Here is a 19,100-nt window from a genome sequence, read left to right on the forward strand (position 1 = left end):
GCCGGGGCCGGAGACGCCATTACAATGGGCCGCATAATTTGGCCAAGATCCCCGGCCACCATCCCTGATAACCATCCCTGACCATGCCCAAACCGCTGCTGCACTTCGCCCACGGAAACAGCTACCCGGCTGGCACCTACAATCGCCTGCTGACGCATCTTGCCGAGCACTACGACGTGCGCACGCTGGACATGCATGGCCACGATCCGCGCTACCCGGTCGGCGATGGCTGGAACACGCTGACCGACGAGCTGATTGCGCACCTGGAAGGCTATGGCAAGCCGGCGATCCTTGTTGGCCATTCGCTGGGCGGCGCGCTGTCGACGATGGCGGCGCGGCGCCGGCCCGATCTGGTGCGCTGTGTGGTGATGCTCGATTCACCCGTGGTGGCCGGCTGGCGCGCGCTGGTCTGGCGCCTGGCCAAGCTGGCGGGGTGGGGCGCACGGCTGTCGCCGGCGCGCTTTTCGTACAAGCGGCGCGAGCACTGGCCGGACCGTGACGCCGCCTACCGCCACTTCCACGCCAAGTCGATCTTCCAGGCTTGGGCGCCGGGCGCGCTCGACGACTACATGGAGCATGGCCTGGCACCGCATCCCGATGGTGTCACGCTGCGCTTCCGGCGCGACGTCGAATCTGCCATTTACCAGTCCCTGCCGCACCATATGGGCGCCGTGATCCGCGCGCCGTTCCCGGTGCCCGTCGGTTTCATCGCCGGCACCGTGTCCGAAGAGATGCGGCAGGCAGGACTCGCCTCCACGCGCAAGCTGGTGGGCGAGCACCTGGCCATGATCGAAGGCGGCCATCTGTATCCGCTTGAAAAACCGGCCGAGACGGCGCGGCTGGTCCACGCGATGATCAAGCGTCTGCTCGGCGGCACCGAGGTGGGCGGCCAGTAAATCAATCATTGCCAAAGCATCACGGCCAGCGCCTTTTCGCGTAAAATCGCGTGATTTTCTCCCTGCTGGAAACCCACAAATGACTATCAAGAGCGACAACTGGATCCGCCGCATGGCGCAAAGCACTGGCATGATCGAGCCATTCGAGCCGCAGCAGGTGCGCGAGCAGGATGGCCGCCGGATCATCTCGTTCGGCACCTCGTCGTACGGCTATGACATCCGCTGCGCCGATGAATTCAAGGTCTTCACCAACATCAACAGCACGATCGTCGACCCGAAGAACTTCGACTCGAACTCGTTCGTCGACATCAAGAGCGACGTCTGCATCATCCCGCCGAACTCGTTCGCGCTGGCGCGCACGATCGAATACTTCCGCATCCCGCGCAATGTGCTGACGATCTGCCTGGGCAAATCGACCTATGCGCGCTGCGGCATCATCGTCAATGTCACGCCGTTCGAACCGGAATGGGAAGGCTACGTGACGCTCGAGTTCTCGAACACGACACCGCTGCCAGCGAAGATCTACGCGGGCGAAGGCTGCGCGCAGGTGCTGTTCTTCGAAAGCGATGAAGTCTGCGAAACGTCGTACAAGGACCGTGACGGCAAGTACCAGGGCCAGATCGGCGTGACGCTGCCGAAAGCCTGAGCCACTGCACCATCATTCTGCATTCAGTCGGGGCAGTGTGACCGCCGCAGAGCGGCCAGACCTGCCCCGTACACCACGGGCCTGACACCTTGTCAGGCCTGCACTGCCGCTCCCTCACCGCCAAGCCGCACTCCCATCTGCCTGCAGCACGCCGCGCGACCCGGCACGCCTGCGCACACCGTTTCGATCTACAATAAATCACACAGTGATTTTTGGTTTCGCTGTGCAAAACTAAAATCATGGAGACAGTGTTGATGAAAACGCAGCTTGCACCCTGCACGTCCCGCCGCATTGCGGCGCGGGTAGTACCGTCACTCATCGCCGTCCTGGCGCTATCCGCCTGTGGCGGAGACGACGATGTCGGCGCACCGCCGCTGGCGACCACGCCGCCGGTTGCCGTCCAGCCAGAACCACTCCGCCCGCAAGACGGGCGCACCTATGCGGTCATCGAAAGCAACCTGCCATTCAATAGCATGGCGAATGCGCCGGAGACCGACCGCTGGTGGGGCGTGCTGAACAAGGCGGGTTACCAGATCGAAGTGCCGAAGAACTGGAACGGCATGCTGGTCATGTACGCCCACGGCTACGGCGGCACGGGCCCGGCGCTGGAAGTGGCGCCGCCAGCGCTGCGCCGCCACCTGATCAGCCAGGGCTATGCGTGGGCCGCCTCGAGCTATAGCACCAACTACTATGACGTGCGCGCCGGCGTCGAAGACACGAATGCGCTGGCGCTGGCTTTCCGTGACATCGCCGGCAAGAACGGCCGCACCCTGGCAGCGCCGAGCAAAACCTACATCATTGGCAATTCGATGGGTGGCCATGTCACAGCCGCTGCTGTGGACGAGGAAAACATCGAGACAGCCATCAACAAGATCCGCTACAACGGTGCGGTGCCGATGTGCGGCGTGCTGGGCGACACGGAACTCTACGATTATTTCGCCGCTTACCAGACTGCCGCCATGGTGGAGGCCGGCATGCCGGCCACGCGCTGGCCGCCGGCCGACTGGGCAACCATCGGCCCGCAGGTGAGGGCGAAGATGTTCTCAAGCTTCCCGGGTGGCAGCACGCCGAACGCGCCGGCAGTGCCGACCACGCAAGGTCTGCGGTTGAAGCAAATTGTTGCCAACCTCAGCGGCGGCACCCGTCCGCTGTTCGACTACGCGTATGCCAGCGCGTACCAGGCCACGGTCTGGGGCACGTTCGGGCGCGACGGCAAGATGCAGGGCATCCTTCTCGATGACGTCGTGACGACCAATGACATCTTCTTCCAGCTCGATGCTGACCCGTCCATCAGCGCCGATGAAGTTGCCTACAATGCGAGCATCTTCCGCGTGCCTGCCGCACCTGGCGCCAACCGGCTGCGCCGCGACGGCTTGCGCTGGGTGCCGAAGACGAACGCGCGGATCACCGTGCCGGTGGTGACCATCCATACGCTCGGCGACCTGTACGTGCCGTTCAAGATGGAGCAGATCTACAAACGCCGCGCCGATGCACTGGGCACGTCGAACCTGCTGGTCCAGCGTGCCATTCGCGGGATCGCCCACTGCGACTTCACGATCGCCGAACAGGCATCCGCGTTCGACGCGATGGTCAAATGGGAGCAGCAGGGCGTCAAGCCCGAGGGTGACGACGTGCTGACGCCGTCCATCGTGGCCGATCCGCAGTACGGCTGCAAATTCACCGACAACACGCCGTCAGTGGACGACAGCCGTGCGTTGCTGGCCACGCGGGCCGCCTTGCCGCAGTGCGCGCCGCGCTGAACACGCACGCTTAACACGCACGCTTGATGCAACAACGCCAGCCGGTTGGCTGGCGTTGTTTTTATTACCTGGCTGGCCTGCCGGCGCAGCCTGCGGGATCAGTCGTCCTGCTGAACGCAGTCGACGAAGTAGCCGCGCTTGCCATCGACTTCACGCTTGACCAGGCCGTGCACATCGGTCTCGAAGCCGGGGAAGCGCTCGTTGAAGTCACGTGCAAAGCGCAGGTAATCGACGATCGTGCGGTTGAAGCGCTCGCCCGGGATCAGCAGCGGGATGCCCGGCGGGTACGGCGTCAGCAGGATCGCGGTGATGCGGCCTTCGAGTTCGTCGATCGCCACGCGCTCGATCTTGCGGTGTGCCATGTGCGCGAACGCGTCCGACGGCTTCATTGCCGGGATCATGTCCGACAGGTACATCTCGGTCGTCAGGCGCGCCACGTCGTGCGACTTGTAGAACGTGTGGATCTCGGTGCACAGGTCGCGCAGGCCGTGCATTTCGTAGCGCGGGTTGGCCGCGGCGAACTGCGGCATCGCACGCCACATCTGCGCGTTGCGGTCGTAATCGTCCTTGAACTGCTGCAGCGCCGTGACCAGCGTGTTCCAGCGGCCCTTGGTGATCCCGATCGTAAACATGATGAAGAACGAATACAGCCCGCACTTCTCGATGATGACGCCGTGTTCGGCCAGATACTTGGTGACGATCGAGGCCGGAATGCCGGTCTCGCCGAACTGGCCCGACAGGTTCAGGCCAGGCGTGACGATGGTCGCCTTGATCGGGTCGAGCATATTGAAGCCCGGGGCCAGATCGCCAAAACCGTGCCACGATTCTTCGGCGCGGATCATCCAGTCGTCCTGCGTGCCGATGCCTTCTTCCGAGAACTTGTCCGGACCCCAGACCTGGAACCACCAGTCGGTACCGAAGTCCTGGTCGACCTTCTTCATCGCGCGGCGGAAGTCCAGCGCTTCCAGGATCGACTCTTCGACCAGCGCGGTGCCGCCTGGCGCTTCCATCATCGCGGCAGCGACGTCGCACGAGGCGATGATCGAGTACTGCGGCGAGGTCGACGTGTGCATCAGGTACGCTTCATTGAACGCATCCTGGTCGAGCTTGACCGACTGCGATTCGCGCACCAGTACTTGGGAAGCCTGTGACAGGCCGGCCAGCAGCTTGTGCGTCGACTGGGTCGAGAAGATCATCGACTCTTTCGCGCGCGGACGGTTCTGGCCGATCGCGTGCATGTTCTTGTAGAAGTCGTGGAACGTCGCGTGCGGCAGCCACGCTTCGTCGAAGTGCAGCGTGTCGATTTTACCGTCCAGCATTTCGCGCAGCGTCTCGACGTTGTAGACCACGCCGTCGTAGGTCGACTGGGTGATGGTCAGGATGCGTGGCTTCTTGTTGACGGCTTCGCGGGCGAACGGATTGGCCTCGATCTTGCGGGCGATCGATTCGGGCGTGAATTCGGACAGCGGAATCGGGCCGATGATGCCCAGGTTGTTCCGGGTCGGCATCAGGAACACGGGAATCGCGCCGCACATGATGATCGAGTGCAGGATCGACTTGTGGCAGTTGCGGTCGACGACGACGATGTCGCCCGGCGCAACGGTCGAGTGCCACACCATCTTGTTCGAGGTCGAGGTGCCGTTGGTCACGAAGTAGCAATGGTCGGCGCCATAGATGCGCGCAGCGTTGCGTTCGGATTTGGCGATCGGGCCCGTGTGGTCCAGCAGCTGACCGAGTTCCTCGACCGCGTTGCAGACGTCGGCGCGCAGCATGTTCTCGCCGAAGAACTGGTGGAACATCTGGCCGATCGGCGACTTCAAAAAGGCGACGCCGCCCGAGTGGCCGGGGCAGTGCCACGAGTACGAACCGTCGTACGCGTAGTTCACCAGCGCGCGGAAGAATGGCGGCGCCAGGCTATCCAGATACGCTTTGGCTTCGCGGATGATGTGGCGCGCGACGAATTCGGGCGTGTCTTCGAACATGTGGATGAAGCCATGCAGCTCCTTGAGCACATCGTTCGGGATGTGGCGGCTGGTGCGGGTTTCGCCATAGATGTAGATCGGGATGTCCGCATTCTTGTGGCGGATTTCCTTGACGAAGGCGCGCAGGCCGACCAGCGCCGAATCAGTGTCCTCCAGCGAGCCGCTGCCGAATTCCTCGTCATCGATCGACAGCACGAATGCCGATGCGCGCGACTGCTGCTGGGCGAACTGGGACAGGTCGCCATAGCTGGTCACGCCAACGACCTCCATACCTTCTTGTTCCATCGCCGCCGCGAGGGCGCGAATGCCAAGGCCGGAGGTGTTCTCCGAGCGGAAGTCCTCGTCGATGATGACGATGGGGAAACGAAATTTCATGGACAGCTCCAAAGCGAAGCGCCGTGGGGAGCGGCCGCGCCACACCGGATCATTCCGAAGTGGAGCAGGGCCGCCGCGCACGGCACCGTAGAAAATGAGTAGCGGATTTTCGCAGAAATTGCGGGCTCCGGTGAGGTTTTTTTGCCAGCATTGATGCCAGCTTGTTTGCTACATTAACCACTCACGCAGTTCAGTGTCGCACCCTAGCTGTCCAGATGGCGCCCGGCGCGCCGAACCCCCTCGGTCAGCAGCGCGGCAGCCAGCGCCGCGCCCAGCGGCACGGGCGACAATGCCGTCGTGGACCCTTCCAGAAACGCGAACAGACCGAGCGTGATGCCGAAGGTGGCGACGGCGCCGGTCAGCGTCAGCAGCCACGTGCGGCGTGCCAGCAGCGTGATCGCGGCCAGTGAAATCGCGATCTGCTGCGCGACCGACGCTGCCGCCCACTGACGCTGGCGGTGCAGCGCTTCTTCGGAGCGCCGGTTCCAGTCGCGCGACGAAGCCTCCCAGCGCTCTGCTTCCTTGCGGATCACGTCTTTCTCGAGGCGATAGCGCTCGGCCTGCTGGGTGTAGCGGCCAGCATCGACGCCGGGCAGCGTGGCGGCCAGTTCGGCCAGATTCTGGCGGCTCGACTTGGCCTGGTAATGGGCCCAGGCGTTGGCCGCACTGGTCTTTTCCATTGCGGCCGTCGTCTTGAACAGGCTCGCGTCGTTGTGCGACGAGGTGCCGAGAAAGGCAAACAGCGTGCCGATCGTGGCCAGCACCGCGATCAGGACGGCGACGCGGCCGGCGAAGCCGTCACCGCCGCGCGAACCAGGGGGGCGGAGCGCGCTGCTCATGGCGCGCCCTTGCTGGCGCTGCGCTGGTAAGTGACGTAGGCGTAATCGAATCCGGGCGCGTCGTCGCGCTGCGGCTGATGGTGCGTCTCGCGCGCGGTCTCTATCCACACGGCAGGGTCGATCGGCGGGAAGAACGTGTCGCAGGTGAAACGGTGATCGATGTGCGTGACGATCATGGCGTCGGCCTGGTCGATTGCGGCGTTGAAGATCTGCGCGCCCCCGATGATGCTGGCCGGCGCACCGTCCAGCAGCGCGATGGCAGCATCCAGCGATGGGGCGCGCTCGGCGCCGTCATGCGACCAGTCGGCATTGCGTGTAATGACGATATTGCGCCGGCCCGGCAGCGGGCGGCCGATCGAGTCGAACGTCTTGCGGCCCATGATCACTGGTTTGCCGAGCGTGACGCGCTTGAAGTGCGCCAGGTCGTGCGGCAGGTGCCATGGCATGCGGTTGTCGATACCAATGCCATTGTCTTGGTCAATGGCAACTACCAGGGTCAGGTGCGCGGTCATGGCAGGGGGCGCGTGACGGTCGCGGCGTTGGAAACTGGCATCAGAGGGTCCTGTGGTGTCTGAAGTATCAAGACCTTGCATCATACCAATATTTATACCGTTAATCGACAGCAGGTGCAGCATTCTGCAAGGTATACGCTGTACTGACAACAGCTCGGTGTCGCGGGGAGGGTAACTATATCAAGCGGCTCTTGATTGATCGACCAATCCGCGCATGCAGGCTGGGTCGGGGAAAACAGTAATAAAAAGTAAGCAGTATGTACCGGCCCCGAGCGCCGGGGTAATGTCAGCGCCAGGTTGGCACCAGGCGCAAGTGGCGCATGGTGCGCACGTCTTTGCATGTGAAACCCCGGGTAAACAGTTGTCATCGACCATCCAGGTTGTCTGTCCAGAACAGCACGTGGACGCGAAACGAGGATGGTTTGCGAAGGGGAAATTTACGTTGCTAGTTGTAATTTATATATTTTGCTGCGTCGCGTCAAAACTAATGACTTTGAAGCTAAATTAGCATATAGTCTATTTATGTTATTGATGTGCATCAAATGATGCAAACTTAATTTTGCGTTGTTGCTTGATGAAGTCGATTTCATTTTTCTTTTTGAGTAGTACGCGTTACGCGGCGCTGCAGCAAACAATTGGATAGGGAAGCAAATCCAGCTTCTGCAGCACGCTTGGGGGCGGTGTTCGGTAGCCGCAGAGCTACCGGCGCAAGGAGGCCATCGCGCCTTTGTCGTGGTCGCAAGCGTTCTCGGTGGGTCGCACAAGGTGTACCTGCTGGCGGAAGTTGCGCACCTTATTCAATTCATGATGATTGGATCTGTCACGATGAAAAACTTCGACCCTGCTGCCGTTGTCGGCGAACACGATAAACATCGCTCGTCGGATGTCGGTGGCGACCTTGGTTCACTGCTGAAGAAGGGCAGTGCGCAATCGTCGGCCAGATACTGGCTGCCGTTCTTCATCAATCTGCTCAAGATCTCGGATATCGCTGTACTGCTGCTCGCCGGCTTTGGCGGCTTTTTCGTGCGCTTCGGGCTCGACGCCAGGCTGACGACGGCTGGCCACCTCTTTATCTACCTGAGCACGCTCGTCATCATCGTCTCGCTGCACTGCGCGCAGGCCTATCGCGAGCGTGAGATCCTGTCGCTCAATGCCCTCCTGAGTAAGTTGGGACTGGGCTTCTTCGGTGGTCTTTCGCTGATCATGATCGTCGGCTACCTGTCCGGTACGTTGCCGGAGTTTTCGCGCGTCTGGGTCGCAACCAGTGCCTGCGCCTGGTTCGTGCTGCTGCTCGCGAACCGTCTCATCCTCACGCGAATGATTTATCGTGCGCGCATGGCCAATATGCTCGACGAATCGATCATCATTGTCGGCGCCAACGAGCGCGCCGAACTGATCGTCAATGCAATCAAGCGTAACAGCCACGCGAACATCCGCGTGCTGGGCGTGTTCGACGACCGCGTCGAGCGGGGCATCCCGGAGACGCTGCGCCAGCACATGCTGGGTTCGACGTGCACGATGCTCGATTACATCCGCAGCAATCCCGTTGACCGTGTCGTGGTAGCGCTACCCTGGCTCGCGACCGAGCGTGTCGAAGCCCTGCTCACGAAGCTGCGTACTGTGCCCGTCAGGATTGACCTGGTGCCGAACAACGTCGTCTGGCAATTCCCGTCCATTAATATGGAGCGCCTTGCGGGCGTGCCGGTCCTGACGATTGCCAATAGCCGCATCGGCGAGCAGATGGGGAGTTTGAAGCGGATCGAGGATCTCGTGATCTCCAGCATCCTGCTTGCCCTCGTCAGCCCGGTACTGGCAATCATTGCGCTCGCCGTCAAGCTCGACAGCCCTGGTCCGGTGATCTTCAAGCAACGGCGCCATGGTTTCAACAACCAGGAATTCGAGGTCTGGAAGTTCCGCTCGATGAAGGTGGACGACTGTGCCAGCGGGGAGGTCAAGCAGGCGACGCGCTATGACAGCCGGGTTACGCGTGTTGGCGGCTTCCTGCGCCGCAGCAGCCTGGACGAGCTGCCGCAGATCTTCAATGTACTGTTCGGCCATATGTCGATCGTCGGTCCGCGGCCCCATGCCATCAAGCACAACCTGGAATTCGGCGCCATCATCTCCGAATATTACGCCCGGCACAACGTCAAGCCAGGCATTACAGGCTGGGCGCAGGTGAACGGATTCCGCGGCGAGACCGATACGCTGGACAAGATGCAGCGCCGCGTCGAGCACGATCTGCATTACATCGAGCACTGGTCGCTGATGCTGGACATGAAGATCCTCGTCATGACGGCGTTCTCAGTATGGTTCCACAAAACTGCCTATTGAATCAACGCAGTACGCGTCTTGAGGCCTGTCAGGCGCGTCCTGCCGGCAGTCACGCCAGCGGTCCATGTTGCCTCTGTACCGAACGATCTGACAGTCCTTATCGAGCACGCGTAACGAACAGGCGTTCGTGAGGTGGTGTAGTAGAATTGCAACTTATCCTGATAAAAAGACATGTTTGCCTGCCGGGTACAACGGGTCTTTGATGTACTGATTCAAGAAATGTACGGCGTGCGTGTGGGTTGCAGGCGAGCAGGAAGAAGCGTGAAAAAATATTATTTGGGATTGGATTCTTCTTGTACTTACTGCGAACCTGCGAACGTCATGTTGGGTCCGTCGCACCGCGATCACGACGCCGGCTGCCAGCCAGCCGTCTTTGCTCGACGCTGACGACGGCTGGATACGTGGCGCTGCTCTGTTCCCTAACGAGCATGCCCGCGTTCTCCGGCACCCTGCAGCCGTTCGTTACCGCCGGCGTCGAACATGACGACAACCTGTTCCGCTCATCGAATGACGAGGCGACACGGTCGGCGGCGCGTGGCGACACCTACCGCAGTACTGGAGGCGGCCTGCGCTTCGAGCGCCCCGTCAGTCGTCAGTTGTTGAGCGCGGTTGCAGACTTTTCGTCCGTGAAATTTGATCGCAATACCCAGCTCGATTATCTCCGCAAGGACATCCGCGGTGACTGGCACTGGTTCGTCGCATCACGTTTTGATGGGCATATTGGCGGCTACTACCGCCAGGAGCTCGCATCGTTTGCCGATTTCGACGTTGTGCAGCGCAACCTGCGGGTGAGCAAGAAGCGTTACGCCGATGGCCGGTGGCGGTTCCATCCAAGCTGGCAGTTGCGTGGCGAAGTCTCGAAAGAGGAGTACGCCTATGAACTCGCGTCGCAGCGCGCCAGCGATCGCACCGAGGATTCGCGGGTCGTGGGGTTTGATTATCTGGCCCGCAGCGGCAGCACTGCCGGCTTTCAGCTACGCCGGTTGGAAGGGAATTACCCGAACTGGCTCACGGTTGGCAACACCGGCACGATGATCAACGGTTACGAGCAGGACGAAGCGAAACTCAATGTTTTGTGGCTGGCAACGGGTAGCACGCAAATGCTGTTTCTTGGCGGCTGGGTGCAGCGCAAGCAGATGGGCCAGTCGACGCGCGACGACAGTGGCACCAATGCACGGCTGATCGTCAACTATACGCCGGCAGGGAAGGTGAAGGTCACCGGCCAGGCCTGGCGCGAATTTGCCGCCATCGACGGCGCGCTGATCGGCAGTGCATTGGCCAATGGCGCCAGCGCCCAGGTGACCTGGGACCTGTCGGCGAAGATTCAGGCCGAGGTGGATGTGCGGCACGAACAACGCGAATTCAAGCCGTTTGGTGGCGTAGTCCAGCCAGTGGTCGCGTCGGATCTGGCCAGCGATAGCCGCGACACACGGTCGGTGGGCCTGGTGTACAAGCCGCTGCGCAATATCACCATCAAGGCGCGGGCATTTCAGGAGCAGCGCTCGGGAAGCCTCGCCGCAGGAACGAACAGCTACAAGGCAAATGGCGCATCCATCAACGCCACATTGCAATTTAACTGAGGCATGGCGTTGGAACGGACTGGATCGGCGTTACGTGCTGCCGCAGTCATGAACGATCGATCGAATTGCACTATTGACACTTTGTGAATGGAATGAACTTAACATGAAACAAATCTTGCTTGGTATCTTCGCCGTCTTGCTGGCATGGAGCATGGGAAGCGCGCACGCCGATGAGCTGGTGCTCGGCGGCGGGGACGTCGTCAAGATCTCCGTGTTCGGCAACCCCGATCTGGCCGTGGAAACGCGGGTCAGCGAATCGGGCTTCATCACCATGCCGCTGGTCGGGCAGGTCGCCGTTGCCGGTTTGTCGAGCGCTGCGGCAGAAGCGAAGATTGCCAGCATGCTCGAACGCGGCAATTTCGTGAAAAAGCCGCAGGTGAACCTGTTGATCACGGCGCTGACGAGCCAGCAGGTGTCGGTGCTCGGCCAGGTCAAGAAGGCAGGGCGCTACGCGATCGACGGTCGCCGCAGCGTACTGGACATGCTGGCGCTGGCCGGCGGCATCGATACCAACGGCGGCGACATCGTCACCGTCGTGCGTACCCGTAATGGCAAGGTCATGAAGGACGCGCTGGATACGGCCGAACTGATGCGCACCGCTGACATGGCGGGCAACTTCGATCTGCAGGGTGGCGACGTCATCTTCGTCGAGCGCGCCCCCCGTTTCTACATCTACGGTGAAGTGCAGCGGCCGGGCATGTTGCGTCTCGAGCGCCAGATGACGGTGCTGCAGGGACTGTCGGCAGGCGGCGGATTGACTGCGCGCGGTACCGAGCGCGGCCTTCGCGTCAAGCGCCGCGACGCAAGCGGCAAGATGCAGGTCATCAGTGTGAAGGGCGACGATCTGCTCCAGCCCGATGACGTCGTGTACGTCAAGGAAAGCCTGTTCTGACCGTGCGCCATTGCCAAGACCAGAAAGCGCTGTACGTACGCGCGCCATTGCACCTTATTGAAAGCCAACCATGAACCCAAGCCTGTTGTTACTCGCCCTGCGCGCGCGCTACAAGATCGTGCTGCTCGCGCTCGGCGTGACCGTGCTCGCCGCCGTCGTCTTCAGCATGATGCAGCCCAAGAAGTACGAAGCCACCGTGGCGATGGTCGTCAATTACAAGGGCGTGGATCCGGTCACCGGCCTGAGCGCACCCGCGCAGCTGATGCCCGGCTACATTGCGACCCAGGTCGATATCATCAAGAGCAAGAGCGTGGCGCTGAAGGTCGTCGACGATCTGGGGCTGGCCAATGCGCCAGACGCGCAGGCGCGCTTCCAGAATGCCACCGGCGGCAATGGCGGCACGCTGCGCGAGTGGCTGGCCGATTCGCTGCGCGGCAATCTGGACGTGGTGCCGGCACGCGAAAGCAGCGTGCTGACGATTAACTTCCGTGGCACCGACCCGCAGTTCGTGTCGAAGGCGGCGAATGCGTTCGCCAACGCCTATCTCGACGTCAGTGTCCAACTCAAGACCGACCCGGTGCAGCGCGCCAGCAGCTATATCACGGACCAGATCAAGACGCTGCGCAACCGCTACGAGCTGGCGCAATCGCGCCTGTCGAAATACCAGAAGGACAACAACATCTACAGTGCGGACAACCGCCTGGACGTCGAGACCGCGCGCCTGAACGAGTTGTCGAGCCAGCTGGTGGTCGTGCAAAGCCAGAGCATGGACGCCGCCTCGCGCCGCAGCCAGGCCCAGGGCAATTCCAGCAGCTCGCCCGACGTGATGAACAACCCGGTGGTGCAGACCCTGCAAACGAGCCTGTCGCTGGCAGAAGCCAAGTTTGCCGACATCTCGCAGCGCCTGGCGTCCAACCACCCGCAGTACATGGCGGCCGCGTCCGAAGTGGCCAAGCTGCGCTCGAACCTGGAACAGCAGAAGCGCAATTCGTCCAGCAGCGTGGTGGCCTCGGCCGACATCAGCGAGCGCCGCGAAGGCGAACTGCGGGCGGCCCTGGCAGCGCAAAAAGACCGCGTGCAATCCCTGAACGGCGCCCGTGACGAATTCAACCTGCTGACCAACGAGGCGGAAAACGCCCGCCGCGCCTACGAATCGGCCAGCCAGCGCCTCAACACGATCAGCCTGGAAGGCGAGTCCAAGCAGGCCGACATCGCGGTGCTGAGCGCGGCAACGCCACCGCTGCAGCCATCCGGTCCGCGCGTCTCGCTCAACATCGTGCTGGCGATCATTGCCGGTACGATTCTCGGCCTGGGCGCTGTCCTGGTGCTTGAACTGCTGGACCAGCGGATCCGTTCGGCGTCGCACCTGGTCGATGCGTTCGGCCTGCCGATGCTGGGCGTGATCCAGCAGCCCCGCGTGTCCTCCAAGGGCAAAAAGCCGTTTTCGAAGCCGCCTGGCGCCAAGGGCACGGGCAACATGACGCTGCCAACGTAATGGCGCATCAGCATACTGACCAGCATGGAGCGTCCACGATGAATTCCACTACACCGGCCGTCGCAGTGACGGGCCATTCCGCACGTGGCGAGCGCGCCGCCAGCCACCAGTCGCACGATTCGATCGGCGCCATCCTGATCCGCAACGGGCGCCTGTCGGTGGCCGACGCCGACAAGGTGATGCGTGCCTCGATCGAACGCAATCTGCGCTTTGGCGACGCCGCTGTCGAAATGGGTCTCTTGACCGCTGCCGACATCGAGCTGGCCTTGTCGCGCCAGTACGATTACCCGTATCTGCTGGCCGGCCAGAGCGCCATCAGCGATGAGGTGGTTGCCGCCTACGAACCGTTCACGGCGCGTGTCGAATCGCTGCGCGCGCTGCGTAACCAGTTGCTGTGGCGCTGGTTCGAAACGGGCGACGAGCGCCGCGCACTGGCGATTACCAGCGCCGAATCGGGCGATGGCCGCAGCTTCCTGGCCGCCAACCTGGCCGTGGTGTTTTCGCAGCAGCACCAGCGCACCTTGCTGATCGACGCCGACCTGCGTGCGCCGCGTCAGCACGCACTGTTCGGGCTGGAAAACCGCGCCGGTCTGTCGGCCGTGCTGGCCGGCCGCAGCGGACACGAAGCGATCCAGCGTGTACCGGCGCTGGTCGACCTGTCGGTGTTGACGGCCGGCGCGCTGCCGCCGAACCCGTCCGAACTGCTGGGCTCCCCGGCATTTGGCCGCCTGCTGCGCGAACTGGGCGCCGATTACGACGTGATCCTGATCGACACGCCGGCCGGCGCCGAGTATGCCGATGCCCAGGTGGTCGCGAGCCGCGCCGGCGCCGCCGTGATGGTGGCGCACAAGAACCATAGTCACTACAAAAAGATGCGCGATCTGGTCGACCTGTTGACCGATGCGCGTGTGCATCTGGTGGGAACCGTGCTCAACGAGTACTGATCGATGATGACGATGCCCCGCCTGTTTATTTGCTGCGTGCGCCCTCGCGTGCCGACGTTGTCCCTGGTGCGCTGTGCCTTCCTGGGCATGGTGCAGGGTTGACCGTGCGCATCGCGTATCTGATCCTCGCGCACGACCAGCCAGCGCATCTGCAGCGGCTGGTCGCGCGCTTGAGCGCGCCCGGTGCCGCATTCTTCGTGCACATCGACGCGAAGTCGGACCTGGCCGCATTTGCCGCACTGGACCCGGTGGTCACATTCTGCGAGCGCCGCGTCAATGGTGCCTGGGGCGATATCTCGCTGGTCAAGGCAACGCTGGAATTGATGAAGTGCGCAGCGGCCGCGCCAGGCGACTTCGACCGCTACGTCTTGCTGAGCGGCGCCTGCTATCCGCTCTACACGCCCGCGGATATCGCGGCGTTTTTCGAGCGCCACCGCGGCACCGAGTTCATCGAGGCGTTTGCGCTGCCTGACACCAGGTATGGCAAGACGCTGGAACGCATCGCGCGTGTGTCGATCCGTAAGAGCAAGCCGCTCGGCCGCTTTCGCTGGCCGCTGCAGCATTTCCTGAACAGGGCGCTGCCGCTGCGCGACTACCGCAAGGTATTGAAGGGCGACCTGGTCACCGGTTCGCAGTGGTGGTGCCTGAGCGGCGACGCCGTCAAGTATGTGCTGGACGTGACGGCGCGCGCGCCGCAGGTGTACCGGTTCTGCAAGCTGGTCGATTGTCCCGACGAATTCTATTTCCAGTACATCCTGTGGAATTCGCCATTCAGATCCAGCATCAGCCACAGCCTGACGTTCACCCGCTGGTCGCCCGGCAAGACCGGTCCGGACATGCTCGATGCGGCTTATCTGCCCCAGTTCGCGGAGCCGGTGATCCGCGCATCGGAGTTCAAGAACAGCCCTGGGGAACAGCGCCAGGTGCTATTTGCGCGCAAGTTTTCCGCGGCATCCGCGCCCATGCTCGACGCGATCGATGCGATGGCGGCAGGGCGTCAGCCGGCCACGTGCGGCGAAGAAGAATCAGCTTTAACTAAGGTAAAGAATGGCTCGAATTGATATTTTATTGCCAGTGAAAAACGGCAAGGACTACCTGGCGGAAGCGATCGACAGTGTCATCGCCCAGACCTACACCGATTGGCGCCTGCTGGTGCTCGATCACGGTTCGACCGATGGCAGCGTCGAGATGGCCCAGGCTTATCATGCGCGCGACCCGCGTATCGAGGTCCATTCGTTTCCGCAGGCGAAAGGCTTGTCGGGCCTGTTAAATTGCGGCATCGACATTGCCGACTGCGAATTCATCATGCGGCATGACGCCGATGATATTTGCCTGCCGGACCGCATGGCGCTGACGCTGGCCGCGTTCGAGGCGCAGCCGGAATGCATCGTCGTCAGTGGCCAGGCCGACGTTATCGACGCTGCCGGTAACAAGCTCGACGATCTGCGCCTGCCGGTGGGCACTGCCCGCATCGGCGCGGCCAGCCTGTTCCGTAATCCGGTGTCGCATCCAGCCTCGACACTGCGCTTCGACCCGGTCCAGAAGATGGGTGTGCGCTACGGCATCGATATTCTGAAAATCCTGCCCGAGGATCAGCGCATCGATGTGCCGTCGCTGGCAGAAGACTATTTCCTCTTCGGCCAGCTCGCGATCCTGGGCAAGGTGACCAATCTGCCCCAGAAACTGCTGAAGTACCGCTGGCATGGCAAGAACGTCAGCATCACCAGCTTCACTGAACAGATGCAAGTCTCGCTGGCGATTTCGCGCTCGCTGACGCGCTCGTTCTGCACGATGCACAACCTGCCGTGGTTCGATCCGGCGCCGTTCTGCAACCACGGCGGCATCCTGATGGACGTTGGCGGCAAGCGCAACTTCGACGCGGAATTCGAGAACATGGCGCGCAGCGTCCGCAAGGTGTTCGGCGCAACGCCCGAGATCGAACGCGAACTGCGTTACCGCAAGGCGATCTCGACCCGCAACTGGGCGTCGCTGCTGTGGCGCTATAACCGTTTCCGTTCGGGCGATATCACCGAAACGGGCGAGTGGCACGCGGTGCGCGGCTGGCTCGTGCGCCGGTATCCTGGCAAGCGCCGCATCCGCGTCGCGCCTGAACTGGTCTAGTGGTAACAGGGAATGTTGAACAGATCAGTGCAATTGCTTAACTGGCTGAGGGAACCCTTCGGCGTTCCGACCTGGACCATCATGGCCCTGGTCGTTCTGAGCCTGTCCGTCGGCGCCGTGATTCCCATGTTTGGCGACAGCATGGGCTATCAGTTCGGCCGCCTTGCGGCGCTGCCTGCCTTGCTGTTGCTGGGTGTGCTGCTGATCTACGACTATAAAAAACTGGTGATGCTGATCCTGCTGTTCCGGTCGGTCGGCGACATGGTGCTGGAATCGACGCAGTTCGGTATCGGCAGCGTGCGCATGGGCATCGGCGGCTTGATCAACCTGTTCGTGATCATCATCGCGTGCATGATGGTGATGGAAAAGCCGAAGGCGTTTCCTGGCCGGCTGGCGCGTTACTGGTTGCCGTTTGTCCTGATGATGAGCGTGGGCCTGGTGCTGTCGTACGAAAAGACCAATGCGCTGAAAATGTACCTGGGCATCGTGTCCAACTTCGCGATCTTCCTGATTGCGATCTACACGGTCCGCTCGAACGAAGACTTCAACAAGGCCATCCGCCTGGTGATGTATTCGTCGCTGCTGCCCACGCTGTATGCCGTCGTCGATATCGCGCTGCATATGCGCGGCGGGGATTTTCGCCTGCAGTCGACGTTCTCGCATCCGAACGTGCTGGCCTTCTACCTGACGCTCGTGCTGGTGCTGGGGCTGTACATGCTCAAGAGCCCGCTGTACAACATCACGCCGCGTGGGCGCATCGCCGTGTGCCTGTATATGCCGATGCTGATGGTGCAACTGCTGCTGACGCAGACCCGCAGCGCCTGGCTCGCGTGCTTCCTCGTGTTCGTGCTGTATGCGCTGATCTTCAAGCGCAGCTATCTGCTGTACCTGCTGCTGCTGCCGTTGCTGCTGTTCGTGCCGTCGGTGAACGAACGCCTGATGGATCTGGGGCAGGGCAACGAAGTGGTGCGCAATGCCCAGCTCAACTCGTTCGCGTGGCGCGTGATGCTGTGGGAGTCGGCGATCGGCTGGATGGAAACGAAGCGCATGCTCCTTGGCTACGGACTGGACGGCTTCGGTTACCACGTGGGCACGTTCTTCCCGATGGACCGCACGGTCCGGTGGGATGCCCACAATGTCTATGTGCAGTTCTTCTTCGAGATGGGCGCCGTTGGCTTGCTGTGCTATCTGTGGCTGTACGCCCGCGTGCTGGGCACGCTGCGCACACTGGCCCGCATCGATCCGGTGTCCGGATTCCTGATGCTGGCCATCGTGATCCAGTATCTGATCGTGTCGTTCTCGGACAATATGTTCCGTTATCTGGTGTTCAACTGGTACCTCTGGTTCATCGTTGGCGGCGCGTGCGCGCTGGTGAACCTGCATACAGGTAGCAAGGCGCGCACGGCCAGGGCCGGCGCGGCACGCCACGGGGCCGGTCTGTCTGGCCTGCCGGGCAATCATGAAGGAAAAGTATGAACATCGCGTACCTGGTGAACCAGTACCCCAAAATCAGCCACAGTTTCATTCGACGCGAAATCCTGGCGCTCGAGCGCCAGGGCTACAAGGTGCAGCGCCTCGCCATGCGGGGCTGGAAAGACGAACTGCGCGACGAGGAAGACGTCCGTGAGCGCGCCGTGACGCGCTATGTGCTTCAGGACGGCGCGTTAGCGATGGCCATGGACGTCATGCGCATGGCCGTCAGGCGGCCGGTCCGGTTTGCCAAAGCGCTGGCGCTGGCCTGCAAGATCGGCTTGCGGGCCGACCGCCCGTTGCCGCTGCACCTGATCTACCTTGCAGAAGCCTGCCGGATCGTGCCGTGGATGGCGGCGCATGGCGCGCGCCATTTGCACGCCCATTTCGGCACCAATTCCACCGAAGTGGCGATGCTGGCGAGCATGCTTGGCGGGCCGGCCTACAGCTTTACCGTGCACGGCCCGGAAGAATTCGACAAGCCAGAACTGTTGTGGCTGGGCGAAAAGATCCGCCGTTCGGCGTTTGTCGTCGCCGTCAGCTCGTTCGGGCGCAGCCAGCTGTTCCGCTGGGCTGCTTACGCCGACTGGGCCAAGGTGCAGGTGGTTCACTGCGGCATCGACCCGGGCTTTCACGCAGTGCCGCCGCGCCCGAGCCCGGCTGCGCCGCGGCTGGTGTGCGTAGGCCGCCTGTGCGAACAGAAGGGTCAGATGCTGCTCGTGCGCGCGGTCCAAGCCGTGGTGGCCAAGGGGATCCCGATCCATCTGGTGCTGGCCGGTGACGGCGAAATGCGCGGCGAGATCGAGACGCTGATTGCCGCCAACAATCTGGGCAGCCACATCAGCATCACCGGCTGGATCAACGGCGACCAGGTGCGCGAAGAAATGCTGTCAGCGCGTGCCATGGTCTTGCCGAGCTTTGCCGAGGGGTTGCCGGTCGTGGTCATGGAAGCGATGGCGCTGCGCCGGCCGGTCCTGACCACCTACATCGCCGGCATTCCCGAGCTGGTACGGCACGGCGAGACGGGCTGGCTGTTCCCGGCTGGCGACGTGGATGCGCTGGCTGCCGCACTGGAAGCGTGCCTGGCGGCGGCGCCGGCACAGCTGGAGGCGATGGGCGAGGCCGGTCATCAGCGCGTGCTGGCGCGCCATGCCGTCGACACCGAAGCGGCAAAACTGGCGCATCTGATGCGCGAAACCGGGGCTTGAGGCCCACGCGCCCTGGCACGATGGCGCCGCTGGTGACGGCGCGCCATCG

15 protein-coding genes are annotated in these 19,100 nt (G+C 62.3%); 12 read left to right on the top strand and 3 right to left on the bottom strand.

Annotated features, from left to right (window positions below; translation table 11 throughout):
• Nucleotides 1-83: 83 nt before the first annotated feature.
• From AC1MGT_RS21790 to AC1MGT_RS21800, 3 genes are all read left to right on the top strand, one after another.
• Nucleotides 84-896, top strand: a complete 813-nt coding sequence (locus AC1MGT_RS21790) for an alpha/beta fold hydrolase (protein ID WP_499502058.1) — start codon at nt 84-86, stop codon at nt 894-896.
• Between the two features lie 79 nt (nt 897-975).
• Nucleotides 976-1,542, top strand: coding sequence for a dCTP deaminase (gene dcd / locus AC1MGT_RS21795; protein ID WP_332532740.1), 567 nt, complete (start codon nt 976-978; stop codon nt 1,540-1,542).
• A 254-nt stretch (nt 1,543-1,796) separates the two neighbouring features.
• A complete protein-coding gene (locus tag AC1MGT_RS21800) occupies nt 1,797-3,302 on the top strand; it encodes an alpha/beta hydrolase (protein ID WP_499502059.1) in 1,506 nt (501 codons plus the stop codon).
• Nucleotides 3,303-3,400: 98 nt separating this feature from the next.
• Here AC1MGT_RS21800 and AC1MGT_RS21805 read toward each other — a convergent pair whose 3' ends face one another.
• The 3 genes from AC1MGT_RS21805 to AC1MGT_RS21815 all read right to left on the bottom strand — a co-directional run bounded on the left by AC1MGT_RS21805 (nt 3,401) and on the right by AC1MGT_RS21815 (nt 7,010).
• Entirely contained in the window at nt 3,401-5,659 is a 2,259-nt protein-coding gene (locus AC1MGT_RS21805; protein WP_183551936.1) for an arginine/lysine/ornithine decarboxylase, read from the bottom strand.
• A gap of 203 nt (nt 5,660-5,862) precedes the next feature.
• Nucleotides 5,863-6,498 (bottom strand): DUF4337 domain-containing protein, encoded by a 636-nt coding sequence (locus tag AC1MGT_RS21810; RefSeq protein WP_499502060.1) that lies wholly within the window; start codon nt 6,496-6,498, stop codon nt 5,863-5,865.
• Nucleotides 6,495-7,010 carry a dihydrofolate reductase gene (locus tag AC1MGT_RS21815; protein ID WP_499502061.1) on the bottom strand — a complete coding sequence of 172 codons (516 nt, stop codon included), beginning with the start codon at nt 7,008-7,010 and terminating at the stop codon, nt 6,495-6,497. Before AC1MGT_RS21815 ends, AC1MGT_RS21810 begins: the two co-directional genes overlap by 4 nt.
• Nucleotides 7,011-7,835: 825 nt before the next feature.
• Between AC1MGT_RS21815 and AC1MGT_RS21820 the strand changes: the two genes are divergently transcribed.
• The 9 genes from AC1MGT_RS21820 to AC1MGT_RS21860 all read left to right on the top strand — a co-directional run bounded on the left by AC1MGT_RS21820 (nt 7,836) and on the right by AC1MGT_RS21860 (nt 19,051).
• Nucleotides 7,836-9,341 (top strand): undecaprenyl-phosphate glucose phosphotransferase, encoded by a 1,506-nt coding sequence (locus AC1MGT_RS21820; RefSeq protein WP_499502062.1) that lies wholly within the window; start codon nt 7,836-7,838, stop codon nt 9,339-9,341.
• A 401-nt stretch (nt 9,342-9,742) separates the two neighbouring features.
• Entirely contained in the window at nt 9,743-10,921 is a 1,179-nt protein-coding gene (gene epsL / locus AC1MGT_RS21825) for an XrtB/PEP-CTERM-associated polysaccharide biosynthesis outer membrane protein EpsL (protein ID WP_499502063.1), read from the top strand.
• A gap of 103 nt (nt 10,922-11,024) precedes the next feature.
• On the top strand, nt 11,025-11,813 hold the full coding sequence (epsE, locus tag AC1MGT_RS21830) for a polysaccharide export protein EpsE (RefSeq protein ID WP_499502064.1): 789 nt from the start codon (nt 11,025-11,027) through the stop codon (nt 11,811-11,813).
• Between the two features lie 70 nt (nt 11,814-11,883).
• Nucleotides 11,884-13,308: a chain length determinant protein EpsF gene (gene epsF, locus AC1MGT_RS21835; protein ID WP_499502065.1), complete on the top strand. Its 1,425-nt coding sequence runs from the start codon at nt 11,884-11,886 to the stop codon at nt 13,306-13,308.
• Nucleotides 13,309-13,346: 38 nt separating this feature from the next.
• Entirely contained in the window at nt 13,347-14,252 is a 906-nt protein-coding gene (gene epsG / locus AC1MGT_RS21840) for a chain length determinant protein tyrosine kinase EpsG (protein ID WP_499502066.1), read from the top strand.
• A gap of 104 nt (nt 14,253-14,356) precedes the next feature.
• Nucleotides 14,357-15,313, top strand: coding sequence for a beta-1,6-N-acetylglucosaminyltransferase (locus AC1MGT_RS21845; protein WP_499502067.1), 957 nt, complete (start codon nt 14,357-14,359; stop codon nt 15,311-15,313).
• 13 nt (nt 15,314-15,326) lie between these two features.
• Nucleotides 15,327-16,373, top strand: a complete 1,047-nt coding sequence (locus AC1MGT_RS21850; RefSeq protein ID WP_499504348.1) for a glycosyltransferase family A protein — start codon at nt 15,327-15,329, stop codon at nt 16,371-16,373.
• A gap of 81 nt (nt 16,374-16,454) precedes the next feature.
• On the top strand, nt 16,455-17,849 hold the full coding sequence (locus tag AC1MGT_RS21855) for an O-antigen ligase family protein (RefSeq protein ID WP_499502068.1): 1,395 nt from the start codon (nt 16,455-16,457) through the stop codon (nt 17,847-17,849).
• The gene (locus AC1MGT_RS21860) at nt 17,846-19,051 is read left to right on the top strand and encodes a glycosyltransferase family 4 protein (RefSeq protein ID WP_499502069.1); all 1,206 of its coding nucleotides are present in this window, start codon (nt 17,846-17,848) and stop codon (nt 19,049-19,051) included. The genes AC1MGT_RS21855 and AC1MGT_RS21860 overlap by 4 nt, the downstream gene beginning before the upstream one ends.
• Nucleotides 19,052-19,100 lie beyond the last annotated feature (49 nt).

The sequence above is a fragment of the Telluria sp. BA11 genome (assembly GCF_056680305.1).